Below are 22,045 nucleotides of genomic sequence, written 5' to 3'. Positions count from 1 at the left end.
GTGAAATTATATGCATGATCGTTCGTAAAATGCGCTGTTTTGTGTGTGGAGTTTCTTCCTTGGTGTCTTGTGTGTTCGCAGGTGTCGTATCCATTTCCCCCCTCTCATTCCTAAGCTAAATCCTAAAATTATTGCGCACTTTATTTTGTATTCTTAACAAAAGGCAAAAAATATTTTCAAAATCATCACGCCTTACCGTTTATTTCCATAGGGATATAGACATCAATAAATGCATCATATGATTTGGGGGATACTCAAAAGGATCAAAAGATTCTCTATTGTTGATTTAATTAAGCATAGAAGAAATGTCTTAAAATCAAGCAATTTTAAGCTTTTTTAAGTTTTTTGGGTAGAACAAGAGGCATTGACGAATTGGTTTAGATTCGATAATTGAAGGTATTTTTCATTGGGGGGAAGCATGACGCTGCAATCGCTTTTACAGACATATCGTGATGAAGCGCGTACCGAACGAGATAAAGGTACATATTTTGAGCGTTTTGCTCTTGCTTATCTAATATATGATCCTCTTCAGTTTGGGTGTTATGAAAAGGTTCAAACCTTTAAAGATTGGGCTCATGAAAATGGTTGGGATGGTCGGGATACCGGTATTGATCTTGTGGCAAAGCTTCGTGATGAAGAGGGGTTTGCAGCAATCCAATGTAAATTTTATGATGCAGCCTATCGAATTAAAAAAGCAGATATTGATAGTTTTATTTCGGCATCAGGGAAAGCTCCATTCAAGCGGCGTGTTATTATAGATAGTACTGAAAGTGCTTGGAGTGATAACGCTGAAACAATGATACGGGGGCAGGATATTCCTGTTATACGGATTAATCTTTCCGATATACAACAAAGTCCGATCTGTTGGGAAACTTTTGCAGCCCAGGGCAAAGTTGTTTTGGAGGATAAAAAGAAGTTGCGTCCACATCAATTGGAAGCATTGCGTGATGTGCGTGCTGGGCTTGCTCAAGCAGATCGGGGGAAGCTTATTATGGCTTGTGGTACTGGTAAGACATTTACCAGTCTTAAAATTGCTGAGGATTTGGCGGGTGAAGGCAAGTTTGTTTTGTTTCTTGTTCCTTCCTTGGCACTGATGTCACAGACGGTTCGTGAATGGACAACGGATGCAGGAATCGGATTGAGATCTTTTGCTGTTTGTTCCGATACACAAGTGGGAAAGCGTCGTAAAAATAGTGATGATGTTGCTGAAATTGATGTGTTTGATCTTGCTTTTCCGGCGACAACCGATGCTGCTAAACTTGCAGAACAGGTGGCGAAGAGTGTTGCAGATAAGATGACCGTGGTGTTTGCAACCTATCAATCTATTCAGGTGATTGCTGATGCTCAGAAAAACTATGGTTTGCCAACATTTGATCTTATCATTTGTGATGAAGCGCACCGTACAACAGGGGCAACGCTGGTGGGCGAGGGTGAATCCAATTTTGTTAAGGTGCATTCTAATGATGTTATTTGTGCCAAGAAGCGCCTTTATATGACAGCGACACCACGTATTTTTGGTGATAACGCAAAAAGTCGCGCGAATGAAGTTAATGCCGTTCTTGCTTCGATGGATGATGAAAAACTTTTTGGTAAAACACTTTTTTATCGGGGTTTTTCATGGGCAGTACAAAATGATCTTTTAACAGATTATAAGGTTATTGTCTTAGCAATGGACGAAAAATTGGTCAGTTCCGCTGTTCAGAAGCGCCTTAGTGATAGCGATTCTGAGCTTATTCTTGATGATGCAACAAAGATTATTGGCTGTTATAAGGCTTTGACAAAACAAAATATGAAGGCTGATGTTGGTGCGGATTTATATCCTATGCATCGTGCTTTAGCGTTTTGTAAAACTATTAAAAGTTCTGAACTTGTGCGTGATGAGTTTTCTACGGTTGTTAGAGAATATCTTGATTATACGAAAGAGGATACAGAAAATGAGCATTTTCTGAAGTGTGAAATTGAGCATGTTGATGGCACTTTTAATGCGAAGGATCGTGGTGCATTACTTGACTGGTTGAAAGCTGATAGTGGGGATGATGTTTGTCGTATTTTGACCAATGCTCGGTGTTTGTCTGAGGGGGTGGATGTTCCGGCTCTTGATGCGATCATATTTTTAAATCCACGCAAAAGCCAGATTGATGTTGTGCAAGCGGTTGGGCGGGTGATGCGTCGCTCTGAGGGTAAAAAGATGGGATATGTCATTTTGCCAATTGGTATTCCTCCTGATACTCCAGCGGAACAGGCTTTGAACAACAATGATAAATATCGGGTTATCTGGCAAATTTTAAATGCTTTGCGTGCGCATGATGATCGTTTTGATGCGACGATTAATAAGGCATCCCTCGGGCAAGATATTAGCAATGTGATTGAGATTATTGGTGTCACACAGAGCACTGAATTAAAGGCTATTACGGCTGTTGTAGACAATCTTCCACTACGCGCACAACCAGCACGATTGGGCATTGGTACAGCGGAGCGTGATGTCCTTTTTACAGATGGACAAGGGGAGCTTGCTTTCCCTGTGGATGAGATTTCTCGTGCCATCATGGCAAAGATTGTCAAGAAATGTGGGACACGTGATTATTGGGAAGATTGGGCGAGCAACATTGCTGAAATTGCTAAGAATCATATTACGCGTTTAACAGGTATTCTGGCAGAGCCAGAGACTGAGGCGCGTCAAGCCTTTGACAGATTTATGGCAGAACTTCGTGATGATTTAAATGATGCGATTACAGAGGCTGATGCGATTGAGATGTTGGCACAACATATTATCACGCGTCCTGTCTTTCATGTGTTGTTTGAGGAGTATCAGTTCACACGTGAAAATCCTGTCTCGCGTGCTATGCAGCGTATTCTTGATGTGCTTGATAAGGCGAATCTTGATAAGGAATCCAAAGATCTGGAAAAATTTTACGCAAGTGTAAAATTACGCGCCAGTGGCATTACGGATCCAAAAGCAAAACAGAGGTTGATTGTAGAGCTTTATGATAAGTTTTTTCGTTATGCTTTTCCACGCACTGTAGAAAAACTAGGCATTGTTTATACTCCCGTTGAGGTTGTGGATTTTATTTTGCACTCTGTCAATGATGTCTTAGAGCAAGAATTTGGGCAAACGCTTGGCTCATCGGGTGTGCACATCATGGATCCCTTTACTGGAACGGGAACTTTTATCACGCGGCTTTTACAATCGGGTTTGATAAAACCAGAGGAGATGAAACATAAATTTTGTCATGAAATTCATGCCAATGAGATTGTACTTTTAGCCTATTATATTGCAGCCATTAATATTGAGACGACCTATCATGGTCTGATGGGGGGAGATTATGTTCCTTTTGAGGGAATTTGTTTAACCGATACATTCCAGCTCTATGAGCAAGAAAAAGACTTGATAAGTGATTTGCTGGTGGATAACAGCACACGTCGATCACGCCAGAAGGAACTGGATATTCGTGTTATTGTTGGCAACCCTCCTTATTCTTCTGGACAAAAAAGCGAAAACGACAATGCACAAAATATTGGCTATCCTAAATTGGATAACCGCATTCGTGAAACTTATGCTGCTCAATCTAAAGCGAGCAATGTTAATGGACTTTATGACAGTTATATTCGTGCTATTCGCTGGGCAAGTGATCGCATAAAAGACTGTGGTGTTATTGGTTTTGTGACAAATTCAGGTTTTATCAATGGATACTCTACGAATGGCTTACGAAAAGAATTGAATGAAGAATTTTCAAGTATTTATGTTCTCAATTTGCGTGGTGATATTCGCAAAAATATGTTGAGCAAAGGACGTGCTCAAGAAGGGCAAAATGTTTTCGGCAGTGGAAGCATGACAGGAATTGCTGTGACACTATTTGTTAAAAATCCAAATGTTACGGAGCATTGCAAAATTCATTATTACGATATTGGTGATAATCTCACGACAAAAGAGAAATTATCTCAACTTCAGCGGTTGAGTAGTGTTGGTGGTATCAAGTGTGAACACGGTTGGCAGATGATTACACCAGATGAGCATGGTGATTGGCTGGATCAGCGCAACAATGATTTTGAAAAATTTCTAGCCTTAGGTGATAAGAAGGGCAGTGATAAAAAGCTATTCAAAACTTTTTCTCGTGGTATACAAACTGGTCGTGATGCTTGGGCATACAACTCAAGCCGTGAAGTTTTAGCGAAAAATATGAGCAATATGATTACTTTTTATAACGGTGAAGTAGAGCGTTTTAATAATGCCTACACACATGCTGATCGCAAGGTGCGTGCGAATGCCGTGAATGATTTTGTTAACACGGATGCCAAAAAAATTAGTTGGAGCAGTAGTCTTAAAGAAGAACTGGTAAGAGGAAAGTTTTCTGAATTTGAAAGTGATTGCTTAATTCAAGGTCTTCATCGTCCTTTTACACAGCAATGGCTTTATTATAACCGCATCTTTAATGAGAGAGTTTATCAAATGCCGCGTATATTTCCTATGAAGCAAGCGGTTGAGAATAGGGTAATACAAGTTACCGGTATAGGAGCAAGCAGTGGTTTTTCTGTCCTTATGAGCAGGGTTTTGCCTAGCTTAGATGCAATGGAAAAAGGTCAGTGTTTTCCACGGTATGTTTATGAAGATGCTGTGTCCTTGGGAGCTAAAAAAGGGAATCAGGTTCATTTGTTTGCAAATTTTGCAGAGGAAAGCAAAGAAACTGGTTTAGAGCGGCGTGATGCTCTTACGGATGAAGGATTGGCTTATTTTAAGGCAGCTTATCCTGGTGAAATGATAACAAAGGATGATTTGTTTTATTATGTTTATGGGATTTTGCATTCTGAAGATTATCGTGCTCGTTATGCGCATAATTTATCTAAACAATTGCCGCGTATTCCAACGGTCAAAAGAGTAGAGGATTTTTGGGCTTTTGTGACAGCGGGGCGCAAGCTTGGTAATTTGCATATGAATTATGAAGAGGTTGAACCCTATCCCGTTACCTATAAACAGGGTGATCCAAGAACTTGGGTGATTTCTGATGAGAAGAGTTTCTATCGTGTTGAAGCGATGAAATTTGCTGGTAAGCGTGGTGCTATTGATAAAAGCACAGTGGTTTATAATGCGCATATCACGATACAGAATATTCCTCTTGAAGCTTATGAGTATGTGGTCAATGGCAGGTCTGCTCTTGAATGGGTGATGGAGCGGCAGGTTGTCAAAACGGATAAAGCGAATGGACTTGTTAATGATGCTAATCGCTATGCTGTTGAAACGGTGGGTAATCCAGCTTATCCATTGGAATTGTTTCAACGGGTTATTACGGTAAGTTTAGAAACGATGAAAATTGTGCGCAATCTTCCAAAATTGGAAGTGAGAGAAACTGAAAGGGTTAAATTATCCATCGTGCGGTAAAATAGTCTCGAGTCGTAACAAGCTGGCACTCTCATATACTTTGCTCGTTCGTGGGTTTTGCTATAAGCCCTCGACACTTGAGACAGTCCATAAGAGGCGTGCCTTTCTTGTACAGTTTTACGCTACGCAGGCTCTCTTCCTTTGTGATGTGCAAGTCCTATGTGATGTGCAAGAAAATGGTTTTGATTGATTCAATAGAGAGCAGATTTGAAATGAGAGAATCTGATGATATTGAGAGCTCTCATTCAAGTTGAAGCGTAATAAATTTTCATTATAAATCAATATATTGTATGTGATAAAGCACCTTAGGCAGTGAGGTCGCTAAAATTATGACGCATGAGCTTTAGCGGCAGTGATGAATATTCTCAGGCAGGGTTTTCTTGTCGAGCTTTATGTGAGTAAACCATATAAATGGGGAAGCTGAGAGGAACTTGTCCAGAGAAAGTGGATTGTTTACAAATCGTTGCTGATAGGAATCATCGTCCTTTGAGATGTTGAGAGGAAATCACAATTCTCATGAAATCTGTCCTTTGAGGTGTTCTGATATTGAAGTGAGCAGGGAGAACGCGTTAGACAAGAAGCTGAGTTATTATTGTTTACAGATCAATAGAGTTTAAAAATTTTCGTTCTTTTTTAGGGAGGAAACCAGACAAAAAGTGATCTTAGAGAGCGAAATGATTTCAAAAAAGATTGCGATAAAAAATGTAGGGTATTTGTCGCGGTGTGCGTTTTGAGCTTATTCCTATCTGTGATCTAAAATGCTCTTATGAAGATGCTTTGTAGAATGAAGAAGTAGTTACTAATATATTGATTTATAATGATAGTTTAATGTTCTCTCTGTTAAATGAGAAATCTAAGTATTATAAATTTTCTTATTTTAAATCTATTAAAATTACTTCTTTGCATGTCATATGAGGTTGGTATGTGCGTGTTTAAGAAAGGCGTAAAGCATTTCTCTTACCAATCATCCCAAGTGGCGTAAGAGCTATCGTAATACTTGGGGGTGGCAAAATATAGGGTGGGGCGGTTTGCATTTTTTATGAAGGGTAAGACAGTGGTGTAAATAGATTTTTATGACAAGTTTGATCTTATAGCTATCTGGGAAGATTTATTTACAAGAGCTGTCTTCTATATTGGGGATGGCATTAGATAGATCACGTGTTGTGAGATATGTTTGGGATGTAAGAGATGTTTTTTGGTTAATGTGCAAGACAGTGACACGTGTATCGGGGCGTTGTGCTTTGTATGGGGGGAAGTTCTGGCGGGCTTTTATGGCGGTAATTCGTGTGGAAAGGTATGGAGAGAAGGGTAAAGCAGTCAGAGGGTAGCAAGGTTTAAAGTCACAAGAATAAAGATCAGGGAGAAAGGTCAGAAGGCGGTTCTGATATAGACTTGCAGTGTTTTAATATATTGGAATATGAGAATACGGGCTTGCTTGATCTGTTGTATTGTGCTTTCAGCTTTGCTCTTCTTCACAGGATAAGCAATGAAATGGATATCAGGCATGAGATATTTAAGTTCACGCATCGAGCGCCATATGTGGTAATCATGGGTGACGATATAAAGGGTTTTATAGTGATGCTTTTCGATCCAAGCAGCGCTTTCTTCGGCGTTTCCTCTGGTGTTAATCGCTTGATGCCCAATGTCAATACAACAGGAGATAAGCTGTGGGTTAATATGCATGTTATGCATGAAACTCTTCAGGTTTGTTGAGGTATTTACGCCACTGATGAGGAGTCGTGAACCAAGCCCCTTTTGTAAGAGATGAAGTCCTGTCTCTATTCGGTGTTCTCCACCTGTAAGCACAATGATAGCATCGGCTTTGGGAAGAGGTGTTGGGGGGACAAGTCGTTCGGTTTTTTCAGAAAAAATAATAAAACCGCCCCAGAAAATTAAAACAATGATTGAAAGAGTAAGGGTTGTCGGTGGAAAATAGCGAAATAAAAAGCAGGGAGACCAACTATTATAGTGGGGCCGTTTTGGAAGAGGACGTTCTAAATTGTTTTGCGTCAATGAGTTGAAAGTGTTGTGAGTCATAAAATTAAAATAAACCGTTTTCACATTGATCAATTTTTTTCAGTTGCGCTAAAATAGTCATGCGGTTTGTAAGGGTGGTAAGAAAAGAAACGAAAATAATAAGAAAAATGATTTTTCCGTAGGGGATGGAACTTATGGAAAGATGTCCAAACAAAGCTGTTACTTGGCTAGCTTCTACTCTTCCCAAGTTATAATTCGTCCAGAGACAAAAGGCTGAAAATAGAAATATGCTTGTGAGACCACCATATAAAGCACCACGCAGCGCAGTTTTAAAAAAATGCCAGTCAAATTGGCGAGCAATGAAAAGAGTTTCAGTACCAAGGAAATATAAGACATTGATAATATGTGTATTTTCTGCCAATGCATTGCGGGTGGCAAAAATGATGGTGAGGATAAGAGAGCCTAAAACCAATGCTAAAATTGAAAAACCAATGAAAACAGTGGTGTGTGCCATGGTCGCAAAACGATGAACCCAAACACGGTGATCATCAAATTGACCTCCTGGAATTTGGGTTTTAATGGCGTGATTAATGGCTGCAAAATTGATTTTTTCATCTCTCTTCAGGGTCACAATGATGAGGCGGGGAAGGGGTAGTTCATTGACATTGAAGCCTGTTCCAAGCCATGGCTCCAGTAACTTTTCTGTAGCTTTTTGGTCAACAATTTTTGCATCTTGTACACCAGAAAATGTTTTAACCAATTGTACGGCATCACGGAGTGCTTTGTTGATATCAACATTGTCAATGGGGCGTATCTGTATTGTTGCTTCATAGCTAATCTGATTACTCCAATTTTCGGCGGCACGTTGGACCAAATCAACTCCGATTAAGGTGAGGCTTGAAAGAAATGTCATAATAGCAATCACGGCAACCAATGCTTTTCCAGAAATATTACCACTGGGAATAATCGCTGTTGTATTTTTTTTATTGCTGGTAAAAACGGAGAAAAATTTATTCATGAATCGTCATCCGTCCGTTATGGAGAAGCATACGCCGTGCTGCAACTTGTTCCATTAAGGCAATATCATGGGTGGCAATGATAACAGCCGTTCCAAAACGGTTTAATTCAATAAACAAACGCAGGAGGCGTTTTGCCAAGGGCGGATCGACATTTCCGGTGGGTTCATCGGCAAGTAGAATTTCAGGTTGATCAATGAGTGCGCGTGCAATGGCTACCCTTTGTTTTTCCCCACCGGAAAGAACCGGTGGTAAAACATGAATATGATCTCCAAGACCTACCCAACAGAGAAGATCTTCCACTTCACTGCGATAGGTTGCTTCTTCTTGTCCTTTAATGCGTAAAGGTAAGGAGACATTTTCATAAGTGGTCATGTGGTCGAGTAAACGAAAATCTTGAAAAACCACCCCGATACGTTGTCGCAGCGCAGGGAGCTCTTGTCGTTTGAGTAATGCTGTGTCTGTTCCAAAGAGATCAATATGACCGCGGGTGGGTTTGAGTGCCAAAAACATAAGACGCATCAGCGACGTTTTCCCTGCTCCAGAGGCACCTGTGAGAAATTGAAATGATCCAGGAGGAATATGAAAGCTAATATCACGAAGGACCTCAGGGCCCATTCCATAGCGTAGGCCGACATTTTCAAAATGAATCACTTTTTATTATTACTCCTGATTTTATATTGCATCATTTATTCTAAAAACTCTTACTTTCATTGCTTTAGATTTTTGTTGTAAGCTTGTTTATTTTAGATTTCATGGTTTTCAATATTTTTTATACACCCTCGTTATAGATAAATATTTTTGCTCAAGAATATTATCACTTATACTTTCTTTTTTTAGCCTTATTTATAATTTTAGCAGGAATTTCAAAGGGATTCTAGCATAAACATCAGAACTATTTTTCCTTCTTACTCAGAAGCTTTTTTTGCACTGAGTGGACATTAGGTGATTTTAAAAAGCTATGTTGCTCTTTTTATCTTACTTTCTTATTCTTGTTCGCATCCCAATCCTGAGGTTTTTGCTTAAATTATTTCTTACCTGTTATGAAGAAAAGCGTTTGTTGTTAGAATGATTGAGCTTTTCATGAATTGTTTTGTTTTTTATTCTCCTCGGTGGTTTTCGTAATAATGCTGAGATAATTTTAGCAAAAAACAAAAACCACCGTATGTTGTATTTCGTCGTGTTTTTTAGTTTTGTCGGTTGGCAATCAGATCTTCAACAACTTGTGGTTCGGCAAGAGTTGAAATATCTCCGAGAGTATCAAAATCGTTTTCAGCGATTTTTCGTAAAATACGTCTCATAATTTTCCCTGATCGCGTTTTGGGAAGCTGCGGAGCAAACTGAATTTTATCCAATATGGCAATAGAGCCTATTTCCTTTCTCACATGCTTGATAAGGTCTTTTTGCAATTCTTCACTTGGCGCTGTTCCTTCCATGAGGGTCACAAAACTATAAATTCCTTGTCCTTTAATGGGATGCGGGTAACCCACAATAGCTGCTTCTGATACAGAGGGATGAGAAACAAGAGCTGATTCAATTTCAGCGGTTCCTAATCTGTGCCCCGAGACATTGAGAATGTCATCAACTCGTCCTGTAATCCAATAATAACCGTCGCTATCGCGCCTACAGCTATCGCCTGAAAAATATTTTCCTTTATAGGAGGAAAAATAAGTTTGAATAAAGCGTTCATGATCCTTATAAAGTGTGCGCATTTGTCCTGGCCATGAATCACTGATACAAAGAGTGCCTTCTGCTTCACCTTCTAAAACATTGCCTTGGGCATCAACAATTTGGGGTTGAACACCAAAGAAAGGACGTGTGGCCGATCCTGCTTTGAGGGGGGTTGCACCAGGCAAGGGTGTGATCATATGCCCTCCTGTTTCCGTTTGCCACCATGTATCGAGAATCGGACAACGGTCATTTCCAATTATATGATAAAACCATTCCCATGCTTCTGGGTTAATAGGTTCTCCTACTGTGCCTAAAAGACGCAACGATGTTCTGTCTGAGTGTTCAACAAACGAATTTCCTGCTCCCATTAAGGCGCGGATAGCTGTTGGTGCGGTATAGAGTGTATTGACTTGATGCTTGTCGACAATTTCCCAGAATCTGCCTTTGTCAGGAAAGGTTGGTGTGCCTTCAAACATTAAAGTGGTCGCACCATTACATAAAGGTCCATAAACCAAGTAAGAATGGCCGGTTATCCAACCAATATCAGCCGTACACCAGTAAACTTCATCGGGGTGGTAATCAAAAACATATTGGTGAGTCATCGAGGCAAAAACAAGATAGCCTGCTGTGGTATGCAAAACACCTTTAGGTTTGCCGGTGGAGCCTGAAGTATAAAGAATAAAAAGCGGATCTTCAGCATTCATGGGTTCTGCTGGACAAGCTGTTTTGGCATGAGCTATCTCTTCGTGGTACCAAAAATCACGCCCCTCTACCCATTGAATGGGTCCACAAGTCCGCCGTATAACCATGACTTGGTCCACCTGCACGTTTTGGCGCGCGGCTATCTCAATGGCATGGTCAACGTTGTCTTTTAAGTTGATCCGTTTGCCGCCACGCAAGCCGTGATCAGCGGTAATCATAAAGGTTGATTCACAATCGACAAGGCGTCCTGCTATTGCTTCAGCAGAAAAGCCAGCAAAAATAACCGAATGAATAGCTCCAATGCGAGCACAAGCAAGCATGGCATAGGCTGCTTCGGGAATCATAGGAAGATAAATGGTTACTTTATCGCCTTTCTTAATGCCACGACTTTTCAAAAGATTAGCAAAACGACAAACATGTTCATAAAGCTCGTTATAGGTTATTTTTTTATCATGATAAGGATTATCTCCTTCCCAAATGAGCGCGATTTTGTCTCCATGGGTTTTCAGGTGGCGATCAATGCAATTATAGGTAACATTTGTTATCCCATCTTCGTACCATTGAATGGAGACATCTCCGTTAAAAGAAGTGTTTTTTACTTTTGTAAAAGGTTTAAACCATTCAATGCGTTGACCATGTTTGGCCCAGAAGCTTTCTGGATCATTGATGCTTTCTCGATACCATTGTTTATAAGTTTCCTCATCGAGTAAAGTATTTTTTTTGATCTCTTCTGATATTGGATAAATTTTTTCAGTCATGTTTCCCTCTTTTTATTTTTTAGAAAAATCAGCCATTGTATTTTTATATTTTGGCAGAGTTATTCCAAAAGCTTTTCATTGTGAGGTTAGACTAAATGACAAAGATTAGAATAGTCAATTTTTAAATCTGATGTGATGATATTAAAGAAGGTATTCTATGTTTTTAGGATACTCAAATATAGCAAAACCTATTGCGGTATAGAGCTTTTTATAAACACACTAAGACATTTTAAAAATGTCTATTATAAAATATTTCTCAGAATTTGATATAAACCAATATAGTTAAATAAAAGACTAACAAGAAAGAATATTGAGCTTATTAATAATGATTTTTTTAGAGAATCTTTCCAACTATAAGAAATAAAATTATAATAAAAAAGATATATTAAACCAAAAAAAAATGTTGCTATAAGCGTTTCAATAATTTTAGAGATAAGATCTGTCATCACGCAATCCAAATTATAATATAATTACAAATTATAAATATCTCTGAAGTCCGTCTCAATAATAATTGTAGATAATATAATTTAGATATTTTTCGAAAAAAATTACAAATTATTAACTTCAGAGATATCTTTATAGTTGCTCTCTAAAAATTAGAACCAACACTCATGAACTTTCTGTACGAACCCTAAACCAAAACCTCCGAAGAAACCAGTCGTGGCACCAGTAAGTCCACCCATAAGTGCACCTGGACCAGTTGCAGCTCCCAATGCTGCTCCGGTTATCCCTCCTGCAACTGCATAGTCAAAACCTTGTGCATTCATGTGAGAAAGAAAAGCATTAGGACTGCATGCATTTCCATGAAAAGGTCTTGAATTGTGCGAATGACCAAAAGAAGGCTTTGTCGCCATATGACCGAATGTGTTGAATGAACCAAACATATTAATTCTCCTTAATTATCTACATTAAAAGTAGTATCACAATGATACATTTCAAATTGGTATCACGTATTTTTAGAGAAATATCAAAGATAAACTTTAAAAATAACAATAAAAATACTGTATAAATAATAACTATATTATGTATATATGAAATTTTTTCTTAAAAATATAATAAGATTATTTTCAATATTTTAAAATATAAGAAATTACACCATATTTTTTCTTAATTAAAGTTTAAATTTAGAAAAATTGCGTATATGAAAAGTTGAAGTTTTTCTCTTTGTTTATGAGAATGATAAAGGAATAATGATAGAGGAATATCGTTATTGGGATCGATCTCATTGCCATTGTTTTGCCTGCATGTATTATGTGCATATGAACGGGATTCGTTCTTTTATTTTTCAGGCGAATATTGACCGTATTTTACGCTTTGTAGAGCATAGAAAGTCTTTATGCTATTGTTGGACCTTATAGATTGCTATTCATGTTGTTTAGCGCGGCTCTTGGTACTCTATTGGGCATTTGAGATGTTTATTTTGCTCAAGTGACTTACATGAAAGAGTTTTGTTACTGTATTATGCAGCCATAAGCCTCTTTTTGCCTGCTTTACGCCATTGGCATGTGGGAAAATCGTTTACGCCTGTTGGGGAAGTTAAGAGAATTCGTGGTTTTTAATGGAAATCATTGTGATAATCGTATTAAATATTCTTTTGCAATTATTTATTTCGCGACAGTTTTTTCATTTATGTGCAACGCTCCTCTTATCATTTTGCCTTTATATAAGGATTTATTTTTTATGTTGCTTTTGCTGGAGAGGCGGTCAGAGGGGAGGTGAAGTAGAACCAATGTGCGAGAATATGAGAGCCAAATTGCAATGCTATCTTAAATCTATTGTACGTGTTGTGGATGTGCCGGTGAGAATTTTGAGAAGACCAGCTTTTTTGCTTATTTTGCTAACAGGATGAAAGAGGGACTGAAATCTTTTTTGCTAGAATTGCTCTTTTATTGATATTGAAGGAAATATTTTTTCTCATTTCTGCTGTTTTTGGCTTGTTCGTAGAATCTTCAATGGGAATTTATATGAAGGGGGGAATGAATTTATATGAGGGGAAATTGCTTTACACAGGGCGTTTTCCAAATAAAGCAGAGCCAATGCGAAGAACGTTAGAGCCAAACTGTAGAGCGGTTTTGAAGTCACTGGACATACCCATGGAAAGCTTTGAAAGACCTGCTTGTTTTGCTAATTTTGCTAAGAGCGCGAAATAGGGTCCGGGGTTTTCATCGACAGGGGGGATGCCCATAAGACCGATGATATCAAGTCCATAGTTGTTTTTGCATTGGTTGACAAAAGATGTCGCTTCTTGCGGTGAGATACCACTTTTTTGCGGTTCTAAGCCAATGTTAACCTGAACATAGCAAGGAAGATGCCTTTTTTGTTTTTGCATTTCTTCGGATAAAATTTTGGCTATTTTTTCACGATCAACCGTTTGAATGACATCAAAAATTTTGATAGCTTCGGCGGCTTTATTTGATTGTAGGGGACCGATGAGATGAAGTTTAATATTTTCAAATTGTTGACGTAAAGCAGTCCATTTTTGTGCCGCTTCTTGTACGCGGTTTTCTGCAAACAAAGATTGTCCTGCTTGCAAAAGGGGACGTATATCAGCGGCAGAAACAGTTTTTGAAACAGCGATAAGTTCAATTTCTTCTACAGGGCGTTGTAACTCTTGGCATATTGCTGCAATGTCTTTTTGAAGGTTTTGCCATGCTTCAATGGAAGGGGTATCGAGGGGCGTTTGTGTATTCATGTTTTTGTGCTTTACCGTTTTTGTTCAAGAGTTGGTCGTTTTTTTAAAAGTTTTATAAAATACTTAGGGAAATATTTCACGAAAATGTTGACGATGAGGTTAATCCATGGTCAAGCATAATAAAACAAGTTTTTGGTTCTGTTTTATTAAAAGAGTATAATGGGAATGACGATTGAACATTATAATATAGGCGAACGCTATAATCCACGTGCGAGAGAAAAAAAATGGCAAGAAATTTGGGATGAAAAGAAAATTTTTCAGACTCTTCAAGAAGATGCTCGTGAAAAATATTATGTTTTAGAAATGTTTCCTTATCCTTCTGGCCGTATTCACATGGGGCATGTGCGCAATTATGCCATGGGGGATGTGGTGGCACGCTATAAAAGGGCAAAGGGTTTTAATGTGCTTCATCCTATGGGCTGGGATGCTTTTGGTATGCCGGCTGAAAATGCTGCTCTGCAAAGTAAAGTGCATCCTAAAACTTGGACCTATCAGAATATTGCTGTGATGCGCGGGCAATTAAAGCAATTAGGGCTCTCACTAGATTGGACACGTGAATTTGCGACTTGTGATGTGGAATATTACCATCGTCAACAAATGTTGTTCCTTGATTTCTATCAAAAGGGTTTGGTTGCGCGTAAAGTGGCTAAGGTGAATTGGGATCCTGTTGACCACACCGTTTTGGCAAATGAGCAGGTTGTTGATGGGCGGGGATGGCGTTCTGGTGCGTTGGTGGAACAGCGTGAATTGACGCAGTGGTTTTTCAAAATTAGCGACTTTAGTGAAGAGCTCTTGGCTGGGCTTGAAGAGCTGGAGCAGTGGCCTGAAAAAGTTCGCACTATGCAAAAAAATTGGATTGGAAAATCGCAAGGTTTACTGATTCGTTGGGCTTTAAAGGCAACAAGTGGTGTTGATGATGTTTGTGAGACATTTGATGAGGTTTTTTGTTATTCAACACGTCCTGATACACTTTTTGGCGCTTCTTTTTTAGCTCTGTCTGTTGACCATCCCATTGCACAAGCTTTGGCAAAGAAAGATAAAGCGTTGAGTGCTTTTATCGAAAACTGTCGGTGTGGTGGAACGACAACGGCAGCACTTGAAACAGCTGAAAAACAAGGATTTCTCACGCCCCTTTTGGCAGTTCATCCTTTTGATTCAACAGTACATATTCCTGTTTATATCGCGAATTTTGTGCTTATGGATTATGGAACAGGGGTTGTTTTTGGTTGTCCGGCTCATGATCAGAGAGATTTCGATTTTGCGCGCAAATATGATCTTCCAATAAAACCAGTGGTTTTGCCAAAAGGAGAGCAAGCAGAAGATTTTGTTATTACTGAAACACCTTATACGGGTGATGGGGTGATGATCAACTCCAGCTTTTTGGATGGTTTAACACCCCAACAAGCTTTTGAAGAAGCTGCTAAAAAGCTTGAAAAACAAATGCTCAATGGGCAACCGCAAGGGAAGAAAACAGTGCAATTTCGTTTGCGTGATTGGGGGATTTCACGTCAACGTTATTGGGGGTGCCCCATTCCGATGATCCATTGTACAACTTGTGGGGTTGTTCCTGTTCCACGTGCTAATTTACCAGTTGTGTTGCCTGATGATGTTACTTTTGATCAACCGGGCAATCCTCTTGCGCGGCATGAAACATGGCAAAATGTTACTTGTCCTTCTTGTGGTCAACTTGCCAAACGCGAAACCGATACCATGGACACATTTGTTGACTCTTCTTGGTATTATGCACGCTTTACGGCTCCTTTTGCGCAGGAACCTGTTGATAAACAAGCAACAGCTGAATGGTTGCCTGTGCAACAATATATTGGTGGAATTGAGCACGCGATTTTGCATCTTCTTTATGCGCGCTTTTTTATGCGTGCTATGAAATTGGTCGGTCATGTGACGGTAGATGAGCCTTTTAAGGGGCTTTTTACTCAAGGTATGGTGGTGCATGAAACCTATCGAGATGATCAAGGGTGGGTTTCTCCAGCGGATATTTCCATTTTTGAAAAAGATGGAAAGCGGTGTGCTTATAAATTAACCGATCAAAGTGAAGTGACAATTGGTTCGATTGAGAAAATGTCAAAATCAAAAAAGAATGTCGTTGATCCTGATGATATTATCGCATCCTATGGCGCTGATACTGTGCGCTGGTTTGTGTTGTCAGATTCTCCTCCCGAGCGGGATGTCATTTGGACAGAATCTGGTGTTGAAGGTGCACATCGCTTTGTACAGCGTGTTTGGCGCCATGTGGCTGTGAGTGCTTCTATTTTAAAGGATGTGGCGCCTTGTGCAGGGCATCAGGGGGCGGCTTTGGAACTCTCAAAGGTCGCACATCGCACGCTTTGCGCTGTAGAAGATGATTTGGAAAAATTCGCTTTTAATCGGGCTATTGCACGCCTTTATGAATTCTTGAATATTATGGCGCCGTTGTTAAATAGGATAGAAAGTGTTGACGATGAAATGAAAGCTTCTTTACGTCAAGCCATGGATTTTTTTCTTGCTATGATTGCACCAATGATGCCCCATTTAGCAGAAGAATGTCATGCTGCTTTAGGGGGGAAAAAATTAATATCTGCGCTTGCTTGGCCTGTTTATGATCGTGCGTTAACCGTTGCGGAATGCTATACTTTGCCAGTACAAATTAATGGTAAAAAACGTGGTGAGGTGAGCGTTGCAGCAACTGCTGATGAGGTGATGATTAAAGAAGCGGTTTTGGCTTTAGATTTTGTAAAGGCACAGCTGCTTGAAAAGCCTGTGAAAAAAATCATTATTGTTCCACAAAGGATTGTGAATGTCGTTCTTTAAAAGTTTTCTGCTTGTTGTTTTAGCTTGTGTCTTTACACTGTTGTGTGGATGCAAAGTTGAACCGCTTTACCGTCAAGAGTTGCAGAGTGCAATGACAATGAATTCTGCTTCTGGGCACTCTTCTGAACAATTTTCTTTGGGGTTAGCGCAAAAGCTTGCTTCTATTGTTGTGGAAGAACCTTCGGATCGTTTTGGTCAAATGGTGCGCAATCATCTGCTGTTTCTTTTGTATGGAAATGGTGGTAAACCTTCTCTACCTGCTTATCGATTGGCATTGCAGATATCCGTCTTTACAAGAGAATCGATGCAGATAGAGGTTGATTTCGAGAAAAAGAGAAAGGGACGACCTTCTGTTGGAACTGTTATGAGCAGAGCTTCTTATACTTTGCAGGATATGAAAAATACTCTTGTTGCAAAAGGAACAGCAATGATGAATGCATCTTTTGAGCGACTTCGTCAAGAATATGCAACGCTGCAAGCAGAAGAAGATGCAAAAAAACGTGTTGCGGAAGAGTTGGCTGAACAGATCCTTTTATTACTTTCAAAAGATCTTTACAATAAAAATTCTAGATATTAAGCAATATTTTGACCTGTTTTTTTCCAGTCGTCGAGGAATATTTGCAACCCTTTGTCGGTGAGAGGGTGTTTGACCAGTGCTTTTAAGATTGCTGGTGGAACTGTTGCAATGTCAGCACCACTGAGTGCTGCTTCTTTGACATGATTAACGGTGCGGATTGAAGCGGCCAAGATTTGTGTTTTAAAGTTATAGTTATCATAAATTGTGCGAATTTCATGAAGCAGTTCACTTCCATCATTTCCACAATCATCAAGTCTACCAATAAAAGGTGAAACGAATGTTGCACCTGCTTTGGCGGCTAATAAGGCTTGATTGGCAGAAAAACAAAGTGTGAGATTTGTTTTTAGTCCTGCTGCTGTGAGGGCTTTACAGGCTTTTAATCCATCGAGTGTTAAAGGAAGCTTGATACAAATATTGTCGGCAACCTTTGCTAAAACAGCTGCTTCTTTCATGATGCTTTCAAATTCCGTTGCTGCAACTTCAGCAGAAACAGGTCCGCTAACGAGAGCACAAATTTCTTTTGTAACATCAAGAATATTGCGTCCTGATTTTAGGATAAGAGAGGGATTGGTGGTAACACCATCAACAAGGCTTAAATTCTGTAACTCTTGAATTTCTTCGATATTGGCGCTATCCACAAAAAACTTCATATCTAACCTCTTCTTTTTAGCTTTTATCTTATTTTTTGTTATGCGCTATTGTTGACTGTAAAAGCAAGAGAAAGAATTAATATCTGTGTAAAGAACAAGAATGCTATGGTGTTAATCATGTACCCGTTTTCGGTAAAGAAATATGATTTATCGTTTCCACACCCATTTCATAGTGTTACTCGTGATAAGGCATAGAATTCATTGCGTATCAACATTTTTGCGTATTGGCATCTTTGCGTAGCGGTGTTTTTATATTTATGGAAATAAGCTAGCATTATCAAACACTTTGCTCATTTCCTATTTGCGATTGCTCTTGATATTTGAGAGAGCATCATAAGATACCTCCCTTTTTCAGGGGGGACATTTAACCTCATTTTTGATAGAAGCGAATGGATTTATTTTATCGTAAAACACCATTGAAGAAGGCATGTAAATTTTACACATGAAGTGTTTTTTTATGGTCAATACATTGATTTATTCTGTGTTACCCATTCTTCAACAATACGCTTTTGTGCTACTTGTATTGTTGCTTGATTCTCAATCAAGCTGAAAGATGTACGCATGTGTTTCCACGTTTTGGCACAAAGCCAAGGTGAATATTGTAACGGTTCCATTTGCGATATTATTCTCCCTGTAATTAAAATCATGGGAGACTCTCTCATTAATAAGGATTTACAAATGTTCCTCGATGGGGTTGAAATGAGAAAAATTCATCGTATTGAGGGTTTTATTACAATAGGTAAAATGATGATTATATCTTTATAAATCAGTTTGTTGAAGATAAATTGAGATATGAGGCGGTAAAAAAATAAACGTGTGTGTTGGGAAGAAGTTACACTATGGGATAGCTTTGTTGAAGAGCGCACTTACAATATCATGTTGAATGCTTATAGTGATGAGCTTTATTTGCACAGAAGAATGGCGCTGTTTTTTTTGCTATAGAGTTTTTTATTATAGACGATGAGATTGGTTTTTTTATTGGCACTTTGGTGATGAAATGAGTATTAAAAAGAATTTTTGTGAGAAAAATGTTGTGATAGGGGGGAGAGATTGAATCCTGCAATGAATTTTATAAGAGTGTTTAAAGATAAGGTGTAGACCTGTTGGTGCTCAAGAGGTCGTAGATTGGTTTAAAAGATGCATTCAAACGTGATAGAGGAAGAGATTGTATCTGTATTGGTTCCTCTTCCTGTTGCTCACGCTTATAGTTATAAAGTTCCCTCTTCTATGGAGGTGAACGTTGGTTCCTTTGTTCGGGTTCCGGTGATGGGGCGTGAGCTTTGCGGTTTTGTTGTGGATGTTGGAGAGAAGACAGCAGATGGGCAAAGGTCTGGTTTGGTGGCGCGTGAAAAATTACGCTCTCTGCTTCATGTTTTTGATTGCCCCCCATTAAAGGCAGAAATGATCACATTTTTGCGTTTTGTTAGTCGCTATACAATGGCGCCTTTTGGTCTTGTTGCACGATTGGTTTTGTCTGTACCGGCTGCTTTAGAGCCGGAAGCGCAGATGCTGGGTTTGCGATATTGTGGTGGAAATGTAGAACGTCTCACACCAGCGCGGTCACGGGTTTTGGAATTGGTGCGCAGTGAGAAGATATGGACACGTTCTGGTCTGGCACATGCGGCTGGAACTTCGGTTTCTGTTGTTGAAGGTTTAAAAGCGCTAGGAATTTTTGAAGATGTTAAGGTTCCTGCTCCTGATCTTGTGGGCATGCCTGATCCTGATTTTTGTTCCCCTCAGTTGCAGGGAGCGCAAAATGAAGCAGCAACAATGTTGCGGGAAGGTGTTTTATCTTCTCAGTTTCAAGTTTTTTTGCTTGATGGTGTTACGGGATCAGGAAAGACAGAGGTTTATTTTGAAGCGGTCGCTCAAGCCTTCAAAGGGGGCAAGCAGGTTTTAATTTTATTGCCGGAAATTGCTTTAACACAGCAGTTTTTAGATCGTTTTTATGCACGCTTTGGAGCTGCGGCAGCGGAATGGCATTCTGATTTGACGCCACGTCGTAGAGAGCGCGTTTGGCGGCAAGTTGCAGAAGGGCGGGTGCGTGTCGTTGCGGGGGCTCGTTCAGCGCTTTTTCTTCCCTTTCATGAGCTTGGCTTGATTGTTGTCGATGAAGAACATGATAGCGCTTATAAACAAGAAGAGCGCATTTTTTACCATGCGCGTGATATGGCTGTTGCACGGGGCTCTTTTGAGCGTTTTCCTGTTATCTTATCTTCAGCAACACCGTCGATTGAAAGCCAAGCCAATGTTTTAAGAGGGCGTTATCAAAAGGTACATTTACCTTCCCGTTTTAAAGAAGTAGCACTTCCACAGTTGCGGGTGGTTGATATGCGCCAAGGAGGGGTGCAAAAGGGGCGCTTTATTTCTTTTGCTCTTGAAAGGGCTTTAAAACAAACGCTTGATAAGGGCGAACAAGTTCTTCTTTTTCTTAATCGTCGTGGTTATGCACCTTTAACTTTATGCCGAATTTGCGGACATCGTTTTCATTGTACTGATTGTTCAAGTTGGTTGGTAGAACATCGTGCGCAAGGGCAACTGAAATGTCATCATTGTGGATATCATGAACCACTTCCTCAAGCCTGTCCTGAATGCGGGACATTAGATCATCTCGTAGCTTGTGGACCGGGTGTGGAAAGAATTGCAGAAGAAACACAAATGCTTTTTCCTCAAGCGCGATCATTGATCCTTTCAACGGATCTCAAAGGAGGGATTGGGCAGTTGCGAAGCGAATTACAAGCCATTGCCAATGGCGATGTGGACATTATTATTGGAACACAGTTGGTTGCTAAAGGACATCATTTTCCCAAGCTCTCTCTGGTTGGTGTTATTGATGCTGATCTTGGTCTTGCCAATGGCGATTTACGCGCAAGTGAACGTACCTATCAGCTGCTTTCTCAAGTTACCGGAAGAGCAGGGCGTGTGGGATTGAAAAGTTTAGGATTATTGCAAACTTATCAACCAGATCATCCGGTCATCAAAGCCTTACTTGCATGCCAGCCAGAAGATTTTTACACACGTGAGATTGCAGCACGTCAGCATTATCATTTGCCCCCCTATGGGCGGCTTGCCTCTTTGATTGTTTCTGCACAACAGCGCCAAGCAGCAGAACATTATGCGCGCGCATTGCGTCAGGCAGCGCCACGGGAAAAAAATATCTCGGTTATGGGACCAGCAGAAGCGCCTTTGGCTTTGGTTCGGGGACGTTATCGTTTTCGGCTTTTGTTGCAGGGACAGCGTTCTTTTGATATACAAGGGTTTATACATGCAATGCTTAGCGGTACACCCAAAATGCCCAGTTCCGTTCGGGTTCAAATTGATATTGATCCGCAAAGTTTTTTCTAAAACCAGTATCGCATAAAGTAAAGATCTCTTTGCTTAAGGTGCTTTACTTGAACTCTTAGTATTATTCAGAATAAGCATCCAGGCAGCAAAATATGATATATGTACATTGCATTAAGTAGAGCCACGGGAAAAAATATCTTTGTGATAGAACCAGCAGAAGAGCCTCTCTTCTTTGAGGGCGCTATCATTTCGGCTTTTACTCCTTTTTTGTGTTAGGGACAGTATTCTTTTGATAGGCGGATTCTTTTTATAAGGGCTGAAAATGCTTAGCTGTACACCAAAAGTATCCAATTCTATTCGGGTTCAAATTAATATTGATCTATGCTTCTTCTAAAATCAGTGCAATATAGTGCCATATAAAGTGAAGCTACGCGGGCTTAATGAAGGGCGTGATTTTGATAAAAAAATTTGAAAAGAGAGAATTTGTCGATATTTGAAGCTTATCCGGTATGAAAAATGATATATTATCATTATA

The 22,045-nt window shown here is 39.7% G+C and carries 12 protein-coding genes; 5 read left to right on the top strand and 7 right to left on the bottom strand.

The window, feature by feature from the left end; translation table 11 throughout:
* Nucleotides 1-418: 418 nt before the first annotated feature.
* A complete protein-coding gene (locus ACFINZ_RS00875) occupies nt 419-5,374 on the top strand; it encodes a DEAD/DEAH box helicase (RefSeq protein WP_375636517.1) in 4,956 nt (1,651 codons plus the stop codon).
* A 1,368-nt stretch (nt 5,375-6,742) separates the two neighbouring features.
* Here the strand turns inward: ACFINZ_RS00875 and ACFINZ_RS00870 are convergent.
* From ACFINZ_RS00870 to ACFINZ_RS00845, 6 genes are all read right to left on the bottom strand, one after another.
* A complete protein-coding gene (locus ACFINZ_RS00870; RefSeq protein ID WP_375633468.1) occupies nt 6,743-7,411 on the bottom strand; it encodes a YdcF family protein in 669 nt (222 codons plus the stop codon).
* 4 nt (nt 7,412-7,415) lie between these two features.
* A complete protein-coding gene (locus ACFINZ_RS00865) occupies nt 7,416-8,369 on the bottom strand; it encodes a cell division protein FtsX (protein ID WP_375633467.1) in 954 nt (317 codons plus the stop codon).
* Nucleotides 8,362-9,021 (bottom strand): cell division ATP-binding protein FtsE, encoded by a 660-nt coding sequence (gene ftsE / locus ACFINZ_RS00860; protein WP_273723097.1) that lies wholly within the window; start codon nt 9,019-9,021, stop codon nt 8,362-8,364. Before ftsE ends, ACFINZ_RS00865 begins: the two co-directional genes overlap by 8 nt.
* Nucleotides 9,022-9,554: 533 nt before the next feature.
* Nucleotides 9,555-11,498: an acetate--CoA ligase gene (gene acs, locus ACFINZ_RS00855; RefSeq protein ID WP_375701116.1), complete on the bottom strand. Its 1,944-nt coding sequence runs from the start codon at nt 11,496-11,498 to the stop codon at nt 9,555-9,557.
* A 596-nt stretch (nt 11,499-12,094) separates the two neighbouring features.
* Nucleotides 12,095-12,382: a hypothetical protein gene (locus ACFINZ_RS00850; RefSeq protein ID WP_375634399.1), complete on the bottom strand. Its 288-nt coding sequence runs from the start codon at nt 12,380-12,382 to the stop codon at nt 12,095-12,097.
* A 1,118-nt stretch (nt 12,383-13,500) separates the two neighbouring features.
* Nucleotides 13,501-14,190: a YggS family pyridoxal phosphate-dependent enzyme gene (locus ACFINZ_RS00845; protein WP_375633464.1), complete on the bottom strand. Its 690-nt coding sequence runs from the start codon at nt 14,188-14,190 to the stop codon at nt 13,501-13,503.
* Between the two features lie 165 nt (nt 14,191-14,355).
* Between ACFINZ_RS00845 and leuS the strand changes: the two genes are divergently transcribed.
* Nucleotides 14,356-16,998 carry a leucine--tRNA ligase gene (gene leuS, locus ACFINZ_RS00840; RefSeq protein WP_375683944.1) on the top strand — a complete coding sequence of 881 codons (2,643 nt, stop codon included), beginning with the start codon at nt 14,356-14,358 and terminating at the stop codon, nt 16,996-16,998.
* On the top strand, nt 16,985-17,575 hold the full coding sequence (locus ACFINZ_RS00835; protein WP_375634402.1) for a hypothetical protein: 591 nt from the start codon (nt 16,985-16,987) through the stop codon (nt 17,573-17,575). The genes leuS and ACFINZ_RS00835 overlap by 14 nt, the downstream gene beginning before the upstream one ends.
* Here the strand turns inward: ACFINZ_RS00835 and fsa are convergent.
* The gene (fsa, locus tag ACFINZ_RS00830) at nt 17,572-18,225 is read right to left on the bottom strand and encodes a fructose-6-phosphate aldolase (protein ID WP_375634403.1); all 654 of its coding nucleotides are present in this window, start codon (nt 18,223-18,225) and stop codon (nt 17,572-17,574) included. The genes ACFINZ_RS00835 and fsa overlap by 4 nt on opposite strands.
* Nucleotides 18,226-18,786: 561 nt before the next feature.
* Between fsa and ACFINZ_RS00825 the strand changes: the two genes are divergently transcribed.
* Both ACFINZ_RS00825 and ACFINZ_RS00820 read left to right on the top strand, forming a co-directional pair.
* Complete coding sequence (locus ACFINZ_RS00825) at nt 18,787-18,990, top strand: hypothetical protein (RefSeq protein WP_375642912.1); 204 nt, start codon at nt 18,787-18,789, stop codon at nt 18,988-18,990.
* Between the two features lie 372 nt (nt 18,991-19,362).
* A complete protein-coding gene (locus tag ACFINZ_RS00820) occupies nt 19,363-21,570 on the top strand; it encodes a primosomal protein N' (protein WP_375633459.1) in 2,208 nt (735 codons plus the stop codon).
* Nucleotides 21,571-22,045 lie beyond the last annotated feature (475 nt).

The sequence above is a fragment of the Bartonella sp. AA81SXKL genome, assembly GCF_042196945.1.
GTDB lineage: Bacteria > Pseudomonadota > Alphaproteobacteria > Rhizobiales > Rhizobiaceae > Bartonella.
The sequence above is the reverse complement of the archived record's forward strand: the minus strand, read 5'-3'. Positions and strand labels throughout refer to the sequence as shown.

Bases quoted from the DNA above. Each gene is read 5' to 3' on its own strand.
- ACFINZ_RS00835 (WP_375634402.1), top strand. From the start codon at position 16,985: ATGTCGTTCTTTAAAAGTTTTCTGCTTGTTGTTTTAGCTTGTGTCTTT.
- ACFINZ_RS00850 (WP_375634399.1), bottom strand. From the start codon at position 12,382: ATGTTTGGTTCATTCAACACATTCGGTCATATGGCGACAAAGCCTTCT.
- acs (WP_375701116.1), bottom strand. From the start codon at position 11,498: ATGACTGAAAAAATTTATCCAATATCAGAAGAGATCAAAAAAAATACT.
- leuS (WP_375683944.1), top strand. From the start codon at position 14,356: ATGACGATTGAACATTATAATATAGGCGAACGCTATAATCCACGTGCG.
- ACFINZ_RS00820 (WP_375633459.1), top strand. From the start codon at position 19,363: ATGCATTCAAACGTGATAGAGGAAGAGATTGTATCTGTATTGGTTCCT.
- ACFINZ_RS00875 (WP_375636517.1), top strand. From the start codon at position 419: ATGACGCTGCAATCGCTTTTACAGACATATCGTGATGAAGCGCGTACC.
- ACFINZ_RS00870 (WP_375633468.1), bottom strand. From the start codon at position 7,411: ATGACTCACAACACTTTCAACTCATTGACGCAAAACAATTTAGAACGT.
- ACFINZ_RS00845 (WP_375633464.1), bottom strand. From the start codon at position 14,190: ATGAATACACAAACGCCCCTCGATACCCCTTCCATTGAAGCATGGCAA.
- fsa (WP_375634403.1), bottom strand. From the start codon at position 18,225: ATGAAGTTTTTTGTGGATAGCGCCAATATCGAAGAAATTCAAGAGTTA.
- ACFINZ_RS00825 (WP_375642912.1), top strand. From the start codon at position 18,787: ATGTGTTTCCACGTTTTGGCACAAAGCCAAGGTGAATATTGTAACGGT.
- ACFINZ_RS00865 (WP_375633467.1), bottom strand. From the start codon at position 8,369: ATGAATAAATTTTTCTCCGTTTTTACCAGCAATAAAAAAAATACAACA.